At 50.3% G+C, this 16,084-nt stretch carries 16 protein-coding genes and 3 pseudogenes; 2 read left to right on the top strand and 17 right to left on the bottom strand.

Annotation, left to right across the window (positions count from 1 at the left end):
• Positions 1 to 1,496: 1,496 nt before the first annotated feature.
• The 15 genes and pseudogenes from pseF to H0O21_RS04630 form a co-directional block, all read right to left on the bottom strand.
• A complete protein-coding gene (pseF, locus tag H0O21_RS04700) occupies positions 1,497 to 2,195 on the bottom strand; it encodes a pseudaminic acid cytidylyltransferase (protein ID WP_185190578.1) in 699 nt (232 codons plus the stop codon).
• Positions 2,196 to 2,229: 34 nt separating this feature from the next.
• Positions 2,230 to 3,006: a HisA/HisF-related TIM barrel protein gene (locus H0O21_RS04695; protein ID WP_185190577.1), complete on the bottom strand. Its 777-nt coding sequence runs from the start codon at positions 3,004 to 3,006 to the stop codon at positions 2,230 to 2,232.
• Positions 3,003 to 3,638: an imidazole glycerol phosphate synthase subunit HisH gene (hisH, locus tag H0O21_RS04690; RefSeq protein ID WP_185190576.1), complete on the bottom strand. Its 636-nt coding sequence runs from the start codon at positions 3,636 to 3,638 to the stop codon at positions 3,003 to 3,005. The genes H0O21_RS04695 and hisH overlap by 4 nt, the downstream gene beginning before the upstream one ends.
• Positions 3,639 to 3,644: 6 nt before the next feature.
• Positions 3,645 to 4,805: an N-acetyl sugar amidotransferase gene (locus tag H0O21_RS04685; RefSeq protein WP_185190575.1), complete on the bottom strand. Its 1,161-nt coding sequence runs from the start codon at positions 4,803 to 4,805 to the stop codon at positions 3,645 to 3,647.
• 1 nt (position 4,806) lies between these two features.
• Positions 4,807 to 5,766 carry a class I SAM-dependent methyltransferase gene (locus tag H0O21_RS04680; protein ID WP_185190574.1) on the bottom strand — a complete coding sequence of 320 codons (960 nt, stop codon included), beginning with the start codon at positions 5,764 to 5,766 and terminating at the stop codon, positions 4,807 to 4,809.
• A gap of 289 nt (positions 5,767 to 6,055) precedes the next feature.
• Positions 6,056 to 7,240, bottom strand: coding sequence for a UDP-4-amino-4,6-dideoxy-N-acetyl-beta-L-altrosamine transaminase (pseC, locus tag H0O21_RS04675; RefSeq protein WP_185190573.1), 1,185 nt, complete (start codon positions 7,238 to 7,240; stop codon positions 6,056 to 6,058).
• Positions 7,237 to 8,256 (bottom strand): UDP-N-acetylglucosamine 4,6-dehydratase (inverting), encoded by a 1,020-nt coding sequence (pseB, locus tag H0O21_RS04670; RefSeq protein WP_185190572.1) that lies wholly within the window; start codon positions 8,254 to 8,256, stop codon positions 7,237 to 7,239. Before pseB ends, pseC begins: the two co-directional genes overlap by 4 nt.
• Positions 8,257 to 8,274: 18 nt before the next feature.
• Positions 8,275 to 10,080 (bottom strand): ABC transporter ATP-binding protein, encoded by a 1,806-nt coding sequence (locus tag H0O21_RS04665; protein ID WP_255441133.1) that lies wholly within the window; start codon positions 10,078 to 10,080, stop codon positions 8,275 to 8,277.
• A gap of 33 nt (positions 10,081 to 10,113) precedes the next feature.
• Positions 10,114 to 11,085, bottom strand: coding sequence for a GDP-L-fucose synthase (locus tag H0O21_RS04660; protein WP_185190571.1), 972 nt, complete (start codon positions 11,083 to 11,085; stop codon positions 10,114 to 10,116).
• Positions 11,082 to 12,248 carry a GDP-mannose 4,6-dehydratase gene (gene gmd, locus H0O21_RS04655; protein WP_185190570.1) on the bottom strand — a complete coding sequence of 389 codons (1,167 nt, stop codon included), beginning with the start codon at positions 12,246 to 12,248 and terminating at the stop codon, positions 11,082 to 11,084. Before gmd ends, H0O21_RS04660 begins: the two co-directional genes overlap by 4 nt.
• Positions 12,249 to 12,495: 247 nt before the next feature.
• Positions 12,496 to 12,954, bottom strand: coding sequence for a type II toxin-antitoxin system VapC family toxin (locus H0O21_RS04650; protein ID WP_185190569.1), 459 nt, complete (start codon positions 12,952 to 12,954; stop codon positions 12,496 to 12,498).
• 4 nt (positions 12,955 to 12,958) lie between these two features.
• On the bottom strand, positions 12,959 to 13,189 hold the full coding sequence (locus H0O21_RS04645) for a hypothetical protein (RefSeq protein WP_185190568.1): 231 nt from the start codon (positions 13,187 to 13,189) through the stop codon (positions 12,959 to 12,961).
• Positions 13,190 to 13,363: 174 nt separating this feature from the next.
• The gene (locus H0O21_RS04640) at positions 13,364 to 13,594 is read right to left on the bottom strand and encodes a hypothetical protein (protein ID WP_185190567.1); all 231 of its coding nucleotides are present in this window, start codon (positions 13,592 to 13,594) and stop codon (positions 13,364 to 13,366) included.
• A complete protein-coding gene (locus H0O21_RS04635; RefSeq protein ID WP_185190566.1) occupies positions 13,591 to 13,872 on the bottom strand; it encodes a hypothetical protein in 282 nt (93 codons plus the stop codon). Before H0O21_RS04635 ends, H0O21_RS04640 begins: the two co-directional genes overlap by 4 nt.
• Before the next feature lie 320 nt (positions 13,873 to 14,192).
• Positions 14,193 to 14,704 (bottom strand): annotated as a pseudogene (locus tag H0O21_RS04630) (NAD-dependent epimerase/dehydratase family protein); the annotation flags it as partial.
• A 148-nt stretch (positions 14,705 to 14,852) separates the two neighbouring features.
• On the opposite strand from H0O21_RS04630, the gene H0O21_RS04625 reads away from it, so the two are divergent.
• Complete coding sequence (locus tag H0O21_RS04625) at positions 14,853 to 15,119, top strand: hypothetical protein (RefSeq protein ID WP_185190565.1); 267 nt, start codon at positions 14,853 to 14,855, stop codon at positions 15,117 to 15,119.
• Complete coding sequence (locus H0O21_RS04620; protein ID WP_185190564.1) at positions 15,116 to 15,406, top strand: hypothetical protein; 291 nt, start codon at positions 15,116 to 15,118, stop codon at positions 15,404 to 15,406. The genes H0O21_RS04625 and H0O21_RS04620 overlap by 4 nt, the downstream gene beginning before the upstream one ends.
• Before the next feature lie 40 nt (positions 15,407 to 15,446).
• On the opposite strand, the pseudogene H0O21_RS13595 reads toward H0O21_RS04620, so the two are convergent.
• Positions 15,447 to 15,524 (bottom strand): annotated as a pseudogene (locus tag H0O21_RS13595) (DUF4351 domain-containing protein); the annotation flags it as partial.
• Between the two features lie 60 nt (positions 15,525 to 15,584).
• Positions 15,585 to 15,815 (bottom strand): annotated as a pseudogene (locus tag H0O21_RS04610) (glutamine--fructose-6-phosphate aminotransferase); the annotation flags it as partial.
• Positions 15,816 to 16,084: the final 269 nt, after the last annotated feature.

Raw genomic sequence — 16,084 nt, 5'->3', positions numbered from 1 at the left:
CTTATTGCAAGAGACACAAGAAAAAGATGCAGACTCAATGGTGATCGTATGCTTGCTTATCAAGAACATGCTCGAACAAAAGGCAAGAATATTGACATGTCATCGATGACAAAATAAGCAAATTTGACAAAAAGACTAAAGATTATTATCTCTATAAGTTTAAATTACCTCTTAAATTTTTAATATTCTCCTTAGGCTTGATCAGTAGCACCATCAGAAGGCATGAAAACCACAATAACCAACGCGACATCATTGCAGAAAGATCAGGCTTTAAAGATGTCAAACACTTAAAACGAAAAATTTAAAGATAAAAATCTAACCAAGAATCTACAGACCTTGAGGAACACAAGGGAATCAGGCGAAACATGATAAGAAGAAAAGAGAAGCCAGTGGGCTCAACATTATTCAACAATGATGCAGCTATTCTGAAGAATTTGATTTATATTTTTTCCATTGAGCATGAAATGAGCGGGGGCATTGATTGTCCACCAATCGCAGAACATTAAATTGCTTGGCTATAGATGGCCTAGAAAAAGAGCGAAATTCAGCAGGCAGAATTCGGGCTAATTGCTAGCATCACACCATTAAGTTTTAGCAGTTCCCGCCACATCTCGGTAGCGATAAAACCAGGCTAAAACAAAGCTCGAATGGAACGAGCCTGCAGTGAGCGCCACTCAACAACCAGCTTGTAAGCCTGTAACGAGGTCTGTGATGTATGTGGATGGATCCGGCGTCGAGATCAGCGATGAGATCAAACAGAGTGATCTGAATGGAGCTGCCCCCTCGACAATCTGCCAAGTCATGAGACTCCAGTCCTGGCACTGAGGCAGGGCGCTCACATGGATCACGAAGTTATGCCGATGAGGCGACTTTGCTGAGAACAGAGCAGAAGATTGCAGCTCAGCAACAGGCACACGTCGATTGTGCATAAAGCTGACGGAGTGTGAATCGAACAAACATCAAGCCCTTGCTGCCACAATGAACTTAATCAGATCTTGAAGAACCGCATTGAGCCAACTGCCACGATTGCTTAGCAGTTTGATGCGGCCGGGCGCCAACGAGCAGCGTCCCAGGAAGTGGTGTAACTCGGGGGTAGGCCTGCATTCAGACACCACCGCCCCATGCAATCGGCGATGGTCCGCATTCAAATCACAACCGTAGTGAACGTAAACACACTCTGGTGCGTAGTGCTCGATGTAATCCAGAATGCGCTTTATAAGATCAAAACAGTCAAATGAATCCAAACGATTATCTAGAAAGTCAAGGAGCTCCAAAATCGCTACACGTGAGATTGATACAGCCATTTGTTCTGCTTTCGCGAAGACTTAAAGTTCATTTTGAACTTGGGGTCGATCGGACTCATGCTGCTTGAAGTTAAGTCCTCAGCAACGATTAGAACATGAACTTAATCCCCCTCATCAGGGTGCCGGCCAATGGTGCCGCCGCATCCAAGCACTTCGACATCGGATGGGCGGCAGTAATCAGTATCCTGATCTTCATTTTTCAAGTTCTGGAAACAGGGCAGCATGCATTAATTCAGCACCATGCCAGTCTTCTTCGGTATCAATATCGTGAACACTCCATCGAGGAAGGATTAAAGGCCTTGCACCCTCGAGCATATTTCCCACGCCACTCCAAGCTCGCTTTGTCGCCCAATAAAATTGGCCGGCATCATGATAAGCCTCAACTAAATCTTGGCTACGCATCGACATAGATGCAGAATCCATGGCTGTCGAATAACCGTCCGAATCAAGCGTCAAAGATCGCTGGATTGGATGAGGGAAACTTGTGGCCGCAAACACCACTGTGTCAGGCCTAGAAAATCCCAAGTAAGATTTGGCGTTTTTAAGAATTTCGGCACTAAGAAACGGAGCGGTTGCATATATACAACAAACATCATTGCCTGCACACATATCGCGCTCGAGAGCATCAATTGCATGCACCACGACCTCTCTTGTTCCGGAATAATCATCTGCAAGCCTTGAAGGCCTTTTAAAAGGAACCTCAGCCCCAAAGGAAAGAGAGATGGAGGCAATCTCTTCATCATCTGTACTTACAACAACTCTATCAAAACAACCTGATTGCCGAGCAGCCTGAATTGACCATGCAATCATAGGTTGCCCCCGAAAATTACGAATATTCTTTCGAGGTATTCGCTTGCTGCCACCTCTAGCGGGAATGAGGCACAAAGACATCAGATTAATACCTAAAAACTACAAAAGATAATTTCTATGCTTTTCTCATCGGAATGCCATCCTCCAAGCAAAAACCACGAAGAGTGGAAGGAGTTTCTTGTGTCAGCGAAAAAATAGAACTTGCAACGACCCCTTGAACCAATTCGGACCTCAAAACATTAACAAAATGCTCAGGCTTACCAGCGCCTCCACCCAAGAGAACAGGCCTTGATAAATCACAGGATTGGAGAAGTGGCAAAATCTGCTCATCTAGGCCATTCAATGTACCATCTCTATCAACTGAGTAAAGTAGAATTTCACCTGCACCACATTCAAAGACCTTTTGAATATAGTACTGCAGTGGTTTTTTAGTCAGACATTCTCGCCGACCAAAGTCCCAGACAAAACGATTGCTCGATTCACCGATACATCGATAAGGAAGACATACTCCAACACTTTGCACTCCAACAATAGAAGCGATTTCTGATAAAATTTTTGGCGAATCCAAGAAGGAACTGGTCAAGAAAACCTTATCAAAACATTTATTTATGCATTCAGAAGCTGTTGCCGAATCACGAATTCCACCAGAGTAAGCCACTGGGATATCAGTGTTGTTTACTATTAACTTGGAGATCCTATCTGAAAATGGCAGCAAACCATTAAAAGAAGACTGTGGATTAATTATAAGCAGCTCGTCACAACCTCGGGAGACGTGAAGTTTAAGCTGCTGAGCCAATGTACCAACAGTTCTCCAGGGAGAGAATTCTTGAGAAAGACAGGCATTAGTGGAGCCAGACTCAAGGAGAATAGAGGGAATAATTCTTTTCTTCATCTTAAAAAGTGTTCCAAGAGCCTGTAACCTGAAGGGCCACTTTTTTCGGGATGAAATTGAAAGCCTATGACATTTTTTTTGCACAAGCCTGCTGTTTGCAGCGCGTCTGGATGTCTAAAATGGAACATTTCAGACTCTTTTTCGTCAGTTTTTGCAACAAATGAATGCACAAAATAAAAGTCTGTACTTTCTATGACTTCAATTTGATCACTATCAATATATAGCTGAGCGTCTATACACTTGGAGTTATATACAAGATTATTCCAACCTATATGAGGAACAGCAAAGTTATTTTTTGGTAAAAGCCTCGAACACCGTCCTGGGACAATAGAAAGTCCTTCAATGCCTGGACTCTCATCACTCTCTGAAAGTAAAAGCTGCATACCGAGACAGATACCAACAATTTTTCCTCCTTCTTGAGCATGCTTTCGCAAGGGCTGAATTAGACCTTGTTGAGATAAATACTTCATCCCTTCACCAAAAGTTCCAACTCCTGGCAAAATAACTGTATCTGAAATATCAATATCTGCTTGATCTACCAAAGAGGAGTACTCATGACCCATCACTTGAAGATACCTGGCGACACTCCTTAAATTACAAAATGGAAATGAAACAAGCTTGACAACACTCATTTTATTTTAAAAATTGATACTATTAAAATCACCATTCAAGGTAGGAGACCCGTCAGGACGTAATACTAATTCTCCGCATGAATCCTGTACAAACAAATCATAGTTAGTGTATTCATCGCATTGCGCAAGAAACTCATCAATAGAGATATTATATATACTTAAGATTTCTTGCAAGGTTTTGTCCATGTAATAAGCAGGGAAAACACCGTCATTTTGCTTGACCAGCTCGATGGCATCAGTGCGTGAGAGAAGATTCCTTCGAATTAAGTTACATGCAACATCAGTGGCCCTGCTAAAGCCAAATTTTAGATACTTGAGATAATCATGAATACCATGAACGTAATTATCGAGATTTTCATAGTTAGCGATAGTACCTAGAATTGGTTTATCGTAAGTCTTGAATCCCACACTTTGTGCAATGGTGACGTTGGCAATACCGTTCCAAGGGAAGTAATTATCTAAATAGAGACCTTTAACTCCAATCTCCTCGACAAGGTCTGATGAAGGATATTCATAAAAATATAAATCTTTTTCATCGACACCATCAATCATTAGGAGGTCGGAGACGCGCAAGCCATTGAGACTACCATACTCTTCAAGTACACGTCGGTCAAAATATTTGAGAGACGCATCTTCAGGCTTACCAGCACCATATTCACGCTGAGGACATTCACCCCATACTATTATTGGAATTTTAAACAGCACTGCGGCATGTACAGGAATGGTATAAATAAGCAAATGCTCTGGCCATTGAATATCGCCTACATTGAAGAAGCCATATCTATTAATTTTCTGGCGAACTGACTGATTAACAGATATTTCAACATAGTCGCAACCAATTTTTTTCAAATTTTCAATATTTTGTCTACCCAAAGGCGTAAGTTGATCTGTTGGAGCTGTTACACACAATGGATTATAGCCCTCTTTGAGAAGCTTCCAAGCTTGATAAGTACTATCTTTGCCACCTGAAACAGGCACAATACAGTCATATTTTGGATTAATCTTATTTTCTGAGATAATTTGGCGTAAAACACTTGGTCCATTCTCCCAGTCATAAGTTAAACGTCTTTCAAAAGCGTGACAAGCTCCACAAATCCCATTTTTAAACCAAAGATCAGGCTTAGTGGAAGGATAAAGGCAACGTTTGCAGTATTTTAATTCATTCATGTTAATTTACCCTAAAGCAAGCCTGGATTTTATAGCCCAGAAAACTGTTTTCGATATTATTAAAGTCTATGCAGTTTATTTCTAAACCATGAGGATTAGGATTGGAGGGAAGATAGGGATCTATTTCGTAATTTAAATAATTATTGATGGCAAAAGAATCGGTAATTACGCTCTTAGCATTTAGATGTTCGAATCCACAATTTGAAAAACATCGGATTAAGCTCTTTCTACTAAAAAGTGTAAGATGCTCAATACCGTCAAACATGTTGCACTTATCTCTCATGATCCTGGCAGCCAAAGATTCGCTAGTAGGGACCTGAATAAAAACAACTCCTCCCGGATTTAGGATAGACTTGAGTCTACCAATAAAATTGGAGGGTGAATCTATATGTTCTAAGACGTCCCACATTGTTATTGCATTAAACTTTAAACTTTCTGGTATTTCGTCAATAGTGGAACCGATGATATTGACACCATTATCTTTTGCATGCGTCGATTCGAGCTTGTTAGGCTCTACGCCATAAGTATTATAGCCTCTGCTAGAAGCAATAGAAAGGAAATAGCCGCTAGAGCAGCCAATATCAAGCAGATTTCCTGCAGGTTGATGTTCGCAAAGAAGATCTAAGCCGCTATTGTATATGCGTTTATAAAAATCTGATTCATTCTTATGCCAATCAAGGCTTGAGGTGGGGTAATTTTTGTAAAACTCGATTAAATGCATAGGCTTTAGTGATTTAAGAAGGAAAATATGATCACAAAAGTCACAATATCCATACTCTCCACCGTTCTTCTTGAACAACTTTTTAGCTTCCTTATTACCGCAAGTAGGGCAATCATTATATTGGTAATCACTTTCTTGTGACATGCTTGCCAAGAAGCTGTCAATAAAAAGGGTCGATTTATCAAGCTGATCTTGCCTGTTTTTGTGGAGGCCAGCTTGGTTTGAGGTTTCAATCGTCATTTTTATTAGAGTGGTGACAGCTAAAAAGGGAAGGGGAGGATAAGGTGAGTCTATACTAGTGAGGGTTACTGTAGCATTTAAAATATCTTAAGTGTTTGATACATCTTATGCACTTTTTACCAGTGAGATGCAAATGATAACGCACAATATTAAGTGATTACTCTAAATGTCTTGGATTTGACTCGAAGCGGCTTATAATGAATACAATAAGTAAATGAAAATCGAATAAAGACGAGGCTTGAGAAACACTTTGACGAGTAGAGATTTTACTAAGACTCTTAAATGAGTTTCATCTGCGCCTATCTAACAAATCAGCCAATAGGTTCACAATAAATTCCTTTTCGTGATTCTTTAAGCCTGGATAAAGAGGCAAACTTATTGCATTTCTTCCGTAGGCTTCAGCTTCAGGAAAATCATTTGGTTTAAACCCAAGATTACGATAATAAGGCTGGAGATGTACCGGCGAATAGTGAAGCTGAACTCCGATCCCAGCATTACGTAGGCCCTCAAAAATACAACGATGGTGCTCTGGTCTGGAGTCGACTAAACGGATCACAGCAAGGTGCACCGAGCTACGAACATCCTTGGGCACCTCGAGTAGATGAACGCGCAGGTCTGCCAAGAGCACCTGGTAGTGATGCAGATGACTGTTACGTTCGGCAACTATTTCATCAAGTCGTTGCAGCTGACTCAAGCCCAACGCCGCTTGCAAATCAGTAATACGATAATTGAAGCCTAGCTGCTGCTGCTCATAAACCCAGGGTCCAGCTGGGGGGTACTTAAACTGCTCTGCTTCGCGAACGATGCCATGACTGCGCAGCTCTGTCATGCATTGAGCCAATACCGGATTATTTGTTGTGTTCAACCCACCCTCACCTGTCGTAATAATCTTTACCGGGTGGAAACTGAACACAGTGATGTCGCTATAGCGACAGTTACCTACAGGCTCACCATGATACTGACCACCTATGGCATGACTTGCATCTTCAATTACAGCAAAGCCATAACGCTCAGCTAAAAGTGAAATCGCCGCCATGTCACAGCTACTGCCGGTAAGATGTACTGGAACAACTACCTTTGGAAGAGTTCCACTGATCTCAGCCTGCTCAAGTTTTGCAGAGAGAGCATCAATGCTCATTAGCCCTGTTGTAGGGTCAATATCAACAAAATCAACAGTAGCACCACAATAAAGACCACAGTTTGCAGATGCTACGAATGTGATTGGCGAGGTCCAAAGGTAATCACCTGCACCAAGGCCCAAGGCAAGACAAGCAATATGAAGTCCACTGGTTGCACTATTTACGGCAACACCATATTTTGCGCTGACCTTAGATGAAACAGCTTCTTCAAAAGCTGGAATTACTGGACCTTGTGTTAGATACGAACTTCGCAAGACTTCTACCACAGCATGTATATCAGCTTCTGTAACAGTCTGTCGACCATAAGGGATAAATGATCTTGAATGATTACTCATAATGGCATAAAGGCATGATCCACATGCTCACGAATTAGGGCACGCAGCTGATCCACAGACAAGAACTCAGTATTTGTACCAGAATCATAGGAAAAACCAGCAGGTACTTTGCTGAAAACAGCCTCAGACTCTATGTACTTCTGCATTAGGAAGGGATCGTTGGGCAGAATTGCGTAGTAATGATTGAGATCGATGGTAGTAAAGCTGTCGGAAGAAGTGATCATCTCTTCGTGAATTTTTTCGCCGGGTCTAATGCCAACAATTGGTTTTTCACAGCTTGGACCAATAGCCTCGGCTACATCCGTAATGCGGTAACTGGGAATTTTGGGAACAAATAGCTCTCCTCCCAAAGCATTTTCTAGTGCGTAAATCACCATATCAACACCTTCTTTGAGAGAAATATTGAAACGAGTCATCTCCGGATCAGTGATTGGCAGGAGACCGGTTTTAACCTTCTCCAGGAAGAAAGGAATGACCGAACCACGAGAGCCCATCACATTGCCATAACGAACCACTGAAAAGGTCAAGTCGCGAGGGCCCTTGATGTTGTTAGCAGCTATAAACAGCTTATCCGAACAAAGTTTTGTAGCGCCGTATAGATTAACTGGAGCAGCTGCTTTGTCAGTGCTCAATGCGACTACTCGTTTTACGTTGGTGTCAAGGCTGGCTTGAACAATATTCTCAGCACCTAGAACATTAGTGCTGACAAACTCCATAGGATTGTATTCGGCAGCCGGTACCTGCTTCAAAGCTGCTGCATGCACCACCGTATCGACACCCTCAAAAGCACGCCTAAGTCGATCACGATCTCGAACATCACCTAGGAAGAATCGAAGTTGAGGAAATTTTGATGAAGGAAAGATTTGTTGCAGCTCCCACTGTTTGAGTTCATCTCGGCTGTAGACAACAAGCCGATGAATCTCAGGGAACCTCTCTAACACTTCTGCAATAAAAGCTTTGCCAAAACTTCCCGTTCCACCAGTGATCAGGATGCTTGAATTTGAGTTGAACAGCATTACTAAAAAATTAATTCATTAGGACTGAATGCCCAAAACCAGCTGTGGAGGTCCGTCAGCTGATACACAACCATCTTCTAAACGAATGACCCGATCACAACTCTCCAAAGTGCTGAGGCGATGAGCGATCATAATAACTGTGAGAGATTCAGAGAGATTGTTGATAGACTTCATGACTATTTGTTCAGTTCGGGTATCGAGAGCGCTGGTTGCCTCATCTAACACCAGAACCCGCGCTTTTTTGTAAAGAGCTCTAGCAATACCAAGACGCTGTCGTTGGCCACCACTGAGCCGAACACCACGTTCACCAACGAAGCCCTCGTAGCTCTCAGGATTAGACTCAATGAAGCTATCGATCTGTGCTTGTTGAGCTGCGCGCTTTACTAATCCTAAGTCGATGTTCTGTTTAGGGATACCAAAGGCTATGTTCTCAGCAAACGAGCTATCGGCCAGATAAACAGTCTGTGGAACGTGGGCAATAGAAGCGCGCCATTCCACTAGACGTTCCGGGTGCGCAGGGTCATGTAGATCTTTACCATCCAATAGAATCTTTCCATCTGTAGGAACCAGCAAGCCCATCAAAAGGTCAACTGAGGTGCTTTTGCCACTCCCAGTACTCCCTATAAGACCAATACTTTCACCACATTTTATTTCCAAATTCAGTCCTCGAAGAACAGACGTTTGGTCATTCTCATAACGAAAATAAACACCATCAAAACTTATGGCTTGGTGCATTGTAAGGGGTTTGACACCGTCAATTTTTGGAGGAAGAGTCTGACTGAGCATCTCCAATACATCTTTCATGGCAGCGTTGAAGCTGGTCAAATTCGACCAGCCGTTATAGACCTGTTGCAACGCAGGCAACAAGCGTTGAGCCCCTAAGGCCAGAGCACCAAGCGAAGGAATCACCGCAGCACTGCTGCCTCGCTGAAACACCAACAGCCCTCCGAGGAGTGCAATCGCCACCAGCCCCATGGCCTCAATGGCGAAGCGAGGGAAAGCCCCAAGGAAGACGTTTTTTGCAGTCAGTTGGCGTAAAGGGCGATCTGCTTTCCTGTACTGCTGCAAAAAGGTGAGCTGGCTTCCATCGAGCAGTACATCGCGAATGGCGCCCAATCCCTCCTGTAGGGCCTTGAGCTGGAGTCTTGAGGCTTCGGTGATCTTTTGACCGTTACTCCGCAACTGGCGGTTAGCTGTCATCGCTAGAACTCCATAGGCGGAGCCAAAAAGTGCAGCAGCACCCAATGCAATTGATGCATCAATGACCAACAACCCCATCAACAGCCCAACTGCAACCACAGCAGAGGTGATCAATCCCAGCAAAGAGTCGAGAGCAGCTACTGTTCGACCAATCTGTGCTGTTGCTCCAGTAATGACAGCACTGCTATTGCGTTGCAAATGCACCGCATAGGGCTGATAAAGAGTGCGTCGATAGGCCTCGCAACTCAAGTCTGAGCCAACAGCCGCCGCTAGTCGTCCGTTGAGCCACAGATTTGACAGTCGAACTAATGCCGCCAGTACAGCCGCCGCCGCAAACGCTAAAGTTGCAGGCAACAGCAGGTCATTTGCCGTCGTAAAACCAACGCGAGGGGCCAGAGCCTGAACGAAAGGTTGCTGCCAAAGCCCCTCTTGATCGTTGAGAACTTCAAGAAAAGGCAAAACCGCCCCTAGCGAAACCAACTCCGCTCCACCACTGGCCAGCATAACCACCAAAAGAAATCCCAGCTGGATGCGCCGGTGTCGGCTGAGGTTGCCCCAAATGCCCAGCAGGAGTGTGAGGGTTGAAGGGAATGCTTGCTGTTTTGCCAAAGGCTGTGTTGTCAAATCGCTCCCAAATGGAATGAAGTTTGGATTGATCTAAAGCCGAACCAGTTTCAAGCTCAACTGGTCGCGGAACTTAGCCACTGTGCTCTTCAAGCCTTCGGCCAAGGAAATCCGTGCCCGCCAGCCAAGGGTGGACATTCGTGTCACGTCCAGCTGTTTTTTTAGGGTGCCATCGGGCTTACTGGTATCCCAATTGATCATGCCGCTGTAATCAGTGGCGTTAGCAACAGATTCGGCTAACTCGCGAATGCTCAGGTCCACGCCTGTGCCCACATTCAGATAAGTGAGCTCACCGGGGGCTGGACTCCAGTGCTCGAGAGCAAACATGGAGGCTTCGCCTAGGTCATCCACATGCAGGAATTCGCGCAGCGGTGAACCGGTGCCCCAGCAGGTCACGCTTGGAGACTTAGCTTCCGCCGCCTCATGGAAGCGGCGGATCAGCGCCGGAAGCACGTGGCTGTTGGTGGGGTGGTAATTATCACCCGGCCCATAGAGGTTGGTGGGCATCAAGCTGATCGCATCGAAGCCGTGCTGGCGGCGCAGCGCCTCGCAGAGCTTGATGCCGGCGATCTTGGCGATCGCGTACCACTCGTTCGTAGGCTCCAGCGCTCCGGTGAGGAGGGCTTCCTCGCGGATCGGCTGCTCGGCGAACTTCGGGTAGATGCAGCTGCTGCCCAGAAACAACAGCCGTCGCACGCCAGAACGCCAGGCCGTTTCGATCACATTGGTCTGGATCTTGAGGTTTTCCAGCAGGAAGTCCGCCGGGTAGCTGCTGTTGGCTTGGATGCCGCCCACCTTCGCCGCGGCGAGCACCACCACGGAGGGTTGGTGCTTGGCGAACCAGGCTTCCACGGCGGAGCCATCGAGCAGATTGAGCTCAGAGCGGCTGGCGGTGAGCAGCTGGTGGTAGCCGGCACGCTCAAGGGCACGGCAGATGGCGCTGCCGGCCATGCCGCGGTGGCCGGCCACGTAAATGCGGTCAGCGGGGGTGATCAGGGGAGTCACGCTGCCCCTCCAGCTGCCTTGATCGCTTCAGGGTTGGTCGGCGGGTTTTCCATCGACCCCACCACTGCAAAGCCCTTGCGTTTGAGGTAAGCATCTTTTTTAGCGCCGTCTCGGTCTGCGGCCACCATCTCCGCCACTAGTTCCTCCAGGGTGGTGGTGGGCGTCCAGCCCAACTTCTCTTTGGCCTTGGTGGGGTCGCCCAGCAGCGTTTCCACCTCCGCCGGACGGAAGTAGCGCGGGTCGATGCGCACCACCACGTCGCCGGTGTCGGCGCGGAGGCCGGCTTCCTCGAGGCCTTCGCCCTGCCACTCGATGCCGCCCCAGCCCAGCTCGGAAGCGGCGAGTTCGATGAAGCGCCGCACCGATTCCTGCCGGCCGGTGGCGATCACGAAGTCTTCCGGCTGCTCCTGCTGGAGCATGCGCCACTGCATCTCCACATAATCGCGGGCGTGACCCCAGTCGCGGAGGGAGTCGAGGTTGCCCATAAACAGGCATTGCTCCAGCCCCGCATCGATCCGCGCCAGGCCGCGGGTGATCTTGCGGGTCACGAACGTTTCGCCGCGGCGCGGGCTCTCATGGTTGAACAGGATGCCGTTGCAGGCATACATGCCATAGGCCTCGCGGTAGTTCACCGTGATCCAGTAGGCGTAGAGCTTCGCCACGCCGTAGGGACTGCGCGGGTAGAAGGGGGTGGACTCCTTCTGCGGCACCTCCTGCACCAAGCCGTAGAGCTCACTGGTGCTGGCCTGGTAGATACGGGTTTTTGCTGTGAGCCCCAGCATCCGCACCGCCTCCAGGATCCGCAGGGTGCCCAGCGCGTCGGAATTGGCGGTGTATTCCGGCGCCTCGAAGCTCACGGCCACATGGCTCTGGGCGCCAAGGTTGTAAATCTCATCGGGTTGCACCTGCTGGATGATCCGAATCAGGTTGGTGCTGTCGGTGAGATCGCCGTAGTGCAGCACCAGGCGCGGGTCGCTCTCGTGCGGATCCTGGTAGAGGTGATCGATCCGGGTGGTGTTGAAACTGCTCGCCCGGCGCTTGATCCCATGCACCACATAACCCTTCTCCAGCAGGAGCTCCGCCAGATAGCTGCCGTCCTGGCCGGTGATGCCGGTAATCAGGGCGGTTTTGGTGGGGGTGGCAGTTGTGGCGCTTGCGGTCATCGATAGAGGAGAGAAAACAGGCAGACACACCAGTCCTGCCTGCAACCAGCTCAGGACGGGAGCAGCTGCTCAACCGTCTCAGTGATGGTGAATTGTTGGGAGTGTGCCATGAACCAGGGGCCCTGGGACAGTGGCAAGGGCTCTCCAAAGGTCATACGACCTGTCATACCAATGGAGAGCATTCATGGGCTGGCCACGACGATGCGATCGGCGGGGGTGATCAGGGGGGGCATGGCGGTACGACTGCTCACTCAACGGGAGCAGCACAACCAAGGGAGGCAGCTGCCTTGGCCAATCGTTGATCCGCTGTGATTAGAAGAGCGTCATGCTTGAGGGCCAAAGCAAGGAAACTGGCGTCATACACACTCAGAGAGAGCGCCATTGCCTGCTCAAGCGCTGCAACCGCGAGTTCGCTAGCGCTGGTCGGCCGAAGTGGCAGTTGCAGCAGATCCGTCATCAGATCACGGCACTCATCCACGCTGAGCAACTGGCGCTGCTCCTGTTTCAACAGCACCGAAGCGCACTCAAGCAGGCAGAGATCAGGAATCAACAACAAGGCATCGCCACTGCACCCCCGCTGCATGGCGAGCTCCAAGGAGGGAAGACATGGCCCATCAGCCAGATAAAACCTCAGCAGAGCAGAGGTATCGAGCACAAAAGCGTCGGGTTGGGTCGGCGCTGATGCCGTCTGCGTTGAGGTCGTCATCGCTTCAGCGGCTGCGGTCGGCCTGAATGTCCGCCGCTAGATCAGGAAAATGGCGCCCAGCCAGTCTTGAACGCCATTGCCGGGCCCTCTCCACCCCACCCACCTGGGCATAGCGCACTTCCCGTTCAATCAGGAGCCTCACCTGCTCCTGCATGCTGCGGTGATTGTTGGTGGCGAGTTGCCGCAGGGCCTCATAGGTCTGATCCGACAACCCACGCAAGCTGAGTGATGGCATCTTGCTTCGCCAAAGATGATCTCATTATGCTATCTCCTCCACCTGCATGTCCTGCCCCAATCGGGCATGGCAGCAGGAGGGCGACACCTGGCTGGCGACCTTCTTGCCGACCCTCTGCAAGCCACTTCTGAGCAGCGCGGGTGTGGCGCAATTCTTCGTGGGGGTTACCAGCCATCACCCGATTCCATCGGGTGATTGAGCTTGATCGCCATCCGGGAGTCGAGTCATTGGTGCTGAGCTGCGGTTCAGCGCGAGTTCCAATACGGTCTCCAGGCGAATCACACGCCCCTTCAGGTCGTCGATGTGCCGTTGCTGCTCCTTCATCAAGCCAGCCATCTCCTCCACCTTGTCGTTCATACGGATCACCGTGGTGAGCGCCGTAAGAATTCGATCGGTCACGCTCATGATCCGGCGTTCAGCGCAGCACGGACCTCAGCCAGGGCTTCGTCAAGCGCCTGTTCAGTGCGGCTGGTGCTGAGTTCCAGATGCCTTAAAGCCGCCTCCAGCGCCTCTTCTTCGGCGTGCGTGCTTTGGGTTCCATAGACAGCGCCAGCTTCGCGAAAAAACTGCCCGAGAGACAGGCCAAGACTGCTGGCGCGATCGGCATAGGCTGCCTTCTCCGTGGGCGTCATCAGCACGGCCACCCGCTCTGTCGCCCGTTCATCGCCTAATCGAGCCACCACCAATTCCTGTGCATGATCAGCACATGATAAGAGTCTCGCGGTACCAGCCGATCGGTGGTTAAGGATGCGGGCGCGAGCTCGCGGCAAGGGTGCCGGAGAGGAATCAGCGGCTCAAACATCTCAGAGCTGGTGTGATCTTGGGGATGAGCCATGACCCCGTGGGCTATGGCAGTGGCAGCCACAGTGCGCTGGTGTAGAGATCGGCACGTTGCTCAACGCTCATCGCGCTCGTCGCGAATCAGATCAGCCGAATTGGATCCAAGCCACCCCAGCACGGGCTCGAGCAGCACATGCATCACCTGTCGTTACAACCGCACCAGCTACTGAGCCAGCTCCTCGCGAAACAGCGCCACCGTGCTCGCCAGGCCTTCCGCCAGCGGGATCCGGGCATGCCAGCCCAACGCCGCCAGGCGGCTCACGTCCAGCTGTTTCTTCGGGGTGCCATCGGGCTTGCTGCTGTCCCAGTGATCATGCCTTGGTAGCCCGTAGCGGTGGCCACATTCAGATAGGTGAGCTCACCCGGGGCCGGGCTCCAGTGTTCCAAAGCAAACACGCAGGCCTCGCCGAGATCGTCCACATGCAAGAACTCGCGCAGCGGTGAACCGGTGCCCCAGCAGGTCACGCTTGGAGCATCCGCTTCCGCAGCCTCATGGAAACGGCGGATCAGTGCTGACAACACATGGCTGTGGGTGGGGTGGTAGTTATCGCCTGGCCCATAGAGGTTGGTGGGCAACTGCTACGCAGAAGGCTGCGCCTACAGGCTGATCGCATCGAATCCGTGCTGTTGGCGCAGCGCTTCGCAGAGCTTGATGCCAGTGATCTTGGCGATCGCTTACCACTCAAGTGTTCAAACGAAGCGTGGCGCTGGCTGGAGAAAAAATAGTCGCGGGTTGGGGTTGGGTTGGGATTGCAGCCCGTGCGGTGCGCCTGACGACTCCAACCGCTAACAATTAGCATGAAGGCATGAAAGTTAGGGCAGCATGAAAACCGCCAAGCAGGTTGTGAAGCAGGTGGGGGCCAGCGGCCAGATCTCCTTGGGCAAGGAGTTCGCTGGGCGCACCGTGGTGGTCGACAGCAGCGAGCCCGGGGTCTGGGTGATCAAAACGGCCCAGACCATTCCCGACAGCGAACTCTGGTTGCATCAACCGGAAGCCGCCGCTCGTCTCGATCGGGCGATGGATGCCATGGATCAGCCGCCTCTTGCCGCGGATGTCGATGCCCTGGAGCAGCACCTGGGGATGCTGTGATTCAGCTCGACCTCAACAACCCTGAGTTCCAGGCCAATCTGCTGGCCTTGGCCAAGCCAGACGCCTGGGCCGTGCTCAAAACCCTTCGCCTGCTTCAGGCGATGAGCTGGGAGCAGCTGCAGAGCAGCAAGGGCCTGCGCTGGGAGCTGATCCAGAGCCGCCAGGGGCCTGCGGGTGAGCGGCTGTATTCCCTGCGGATCAGCCGCAGCTGCCGGGCTGTGGCCTGGCGCGATGGCCCCTGGCTGCGGTTGCTCTCGCTCCACCCCGATCACGACTCTGCCTATTGATGCCGCGTCCACGGCTCAGGCGAAAGCTCCTCCAGCGCGCTTAGGAATTTGGGGGCTGAAAGTCGAGCAGGGCGTCGGCCAGAGCGTCCAACTGATCGATTTGCAAAGCCTGGATCTGGGCGGTGGTGGCCTTCGGCTAGCCACTCCTGGGCGGCACGGGTGTGCCTGAGTTCGTCGTGGAGGCCCAGCGGGTGTGACCGATGCCGCACTGCCCTGGAGCACCAGAGGCTTCAAACCGGTGCGTGAGGTTGATCAGCTTGCCTTCCGCCCGCAGGCAGCTCAGCTGCCGCTCGCCGTTCACTGTGGCGATGCCGGCGGAGTCATAGCCGCGGTAGTCCAGCTGGCGTAAACCTTCCAGCAGCAGGGGGGCCGCGTCTTGGGAGCCCACGAGGGCGACGATTCCGCACATGCTGCTCCTGCTGGGATAGGTGCTGGTTCAACCAGACAGCAGCAACGGCATCACCTCAACAACTGAGTCAGGATGGTCGTACGAAATCAAACCTGATCAAAAGCGTGGTCGCCACCAAAGAGCCGAAGCGGAGCTGGCTCCGACGATTCTCTATGAGATTCCGCGCCCTCACAACCCGGCGAGCAGTAGTGGGCATTCGCCCGGAGCTACTGCTTACAGGTGAAGCAGGAGCACTTGCTGCCCTAGACCGCTTGTACGCCCAGAACGCA

This window comes from Synechococcus sp. HK01-R (assembly GCF_014217855.1).
GTDB lineage: Bacteria > Cyanobacteriota > Cyanobacteriia > PCC-6307 > Cyanobiaceae > Synechococcus_C.
This window is presented reverse-complemented; position numbering and strand designations above follow the sequence as displayed.

Bases quoted from the DNA above. Each gene is read 5' to 3' on its own strand.
- H0O21_RS04685 (WP_185190575.1), bottom strand. From the start codon at position 4,805: ATGAATGAATTAAAATACTGCAAACGTTGCCTTTATCCTTCCACTAAG.
- pseB (WP_185190572.1), bottom strand. From the start codon at position 8,256: ATGCTGTTCAACTCAAATTCAAGCATCCTGATCACTGGTGGAACGGGA.
- gmd (WP_185190570.1), bottom strand. From the start codon at position 12,248: ATGACCGCAAGCGCCACAACTGCCACCCCCACCAAAACCGCCCTGATT.
- H0O21_RS04680 (WP_185190574.1), bottom strand. From the start codon at position 5,766: ATGACGATTGAAACCTCAAACCAAGCTGGCCTCCACAAAAACAGGCAA.
- H0O21_RS04650 (WP_185190569.1), bottom strand. From the start codon at position 12,954: ATGACGACCTCAACGCAGACGGCATCAGCGCCGACCCAACCCGACGCT.
- H0O21_RS04625 (WP_185190565.1), top strand. From the start codon at position 14,853: ATGAAAACCGCCAAGCAGGTTGTGAAGCAGGTGGGGGCCAGCGGCCAG.
- pseF (WP_185190578.1), bottom strand. From the start codon at position 2,195: ATGTCTTTGTGCCTCATTCCCGCTAGAGGTGGCAGCAAGCGAATACCT.
- pseC (WP_185190573.1), bottom strand. From the start codon at position 7,240: ATGAGTAATCATTCAAGATCATTTATCCCTTATGGTCGACAGACTGTT.
- H0O21_RS04695 (WP_185190577.1), bottom strand. From the start codon at position 3,006: ATGAAGAAAAGAATTATTCCCTCTATTCTCCTTGAGTCTGGCTCCACT.
- H0O21_RS04645 (WP_185190568.1), bottom strand. From the start codon at position 13,189: ATGCCATCACTCAGCTTGCGTGGGTTGTCGGATCAGACCTATGAGGCC.
- H0O21_RS04640 (WP_185190567.1), bottom strand. From the start codon at position 13,594: ATGAGCGTGACCGATCGAATTCTTACGGCGCTCACCACGGTGATCCGT.
- hisH (WP_185190576.1), bottom strand. From the start codon at position 3,638: ATGAGTGTTGTCAAGCTTGTTTCATTTCCATTTTGTAATTTAAGGAGT.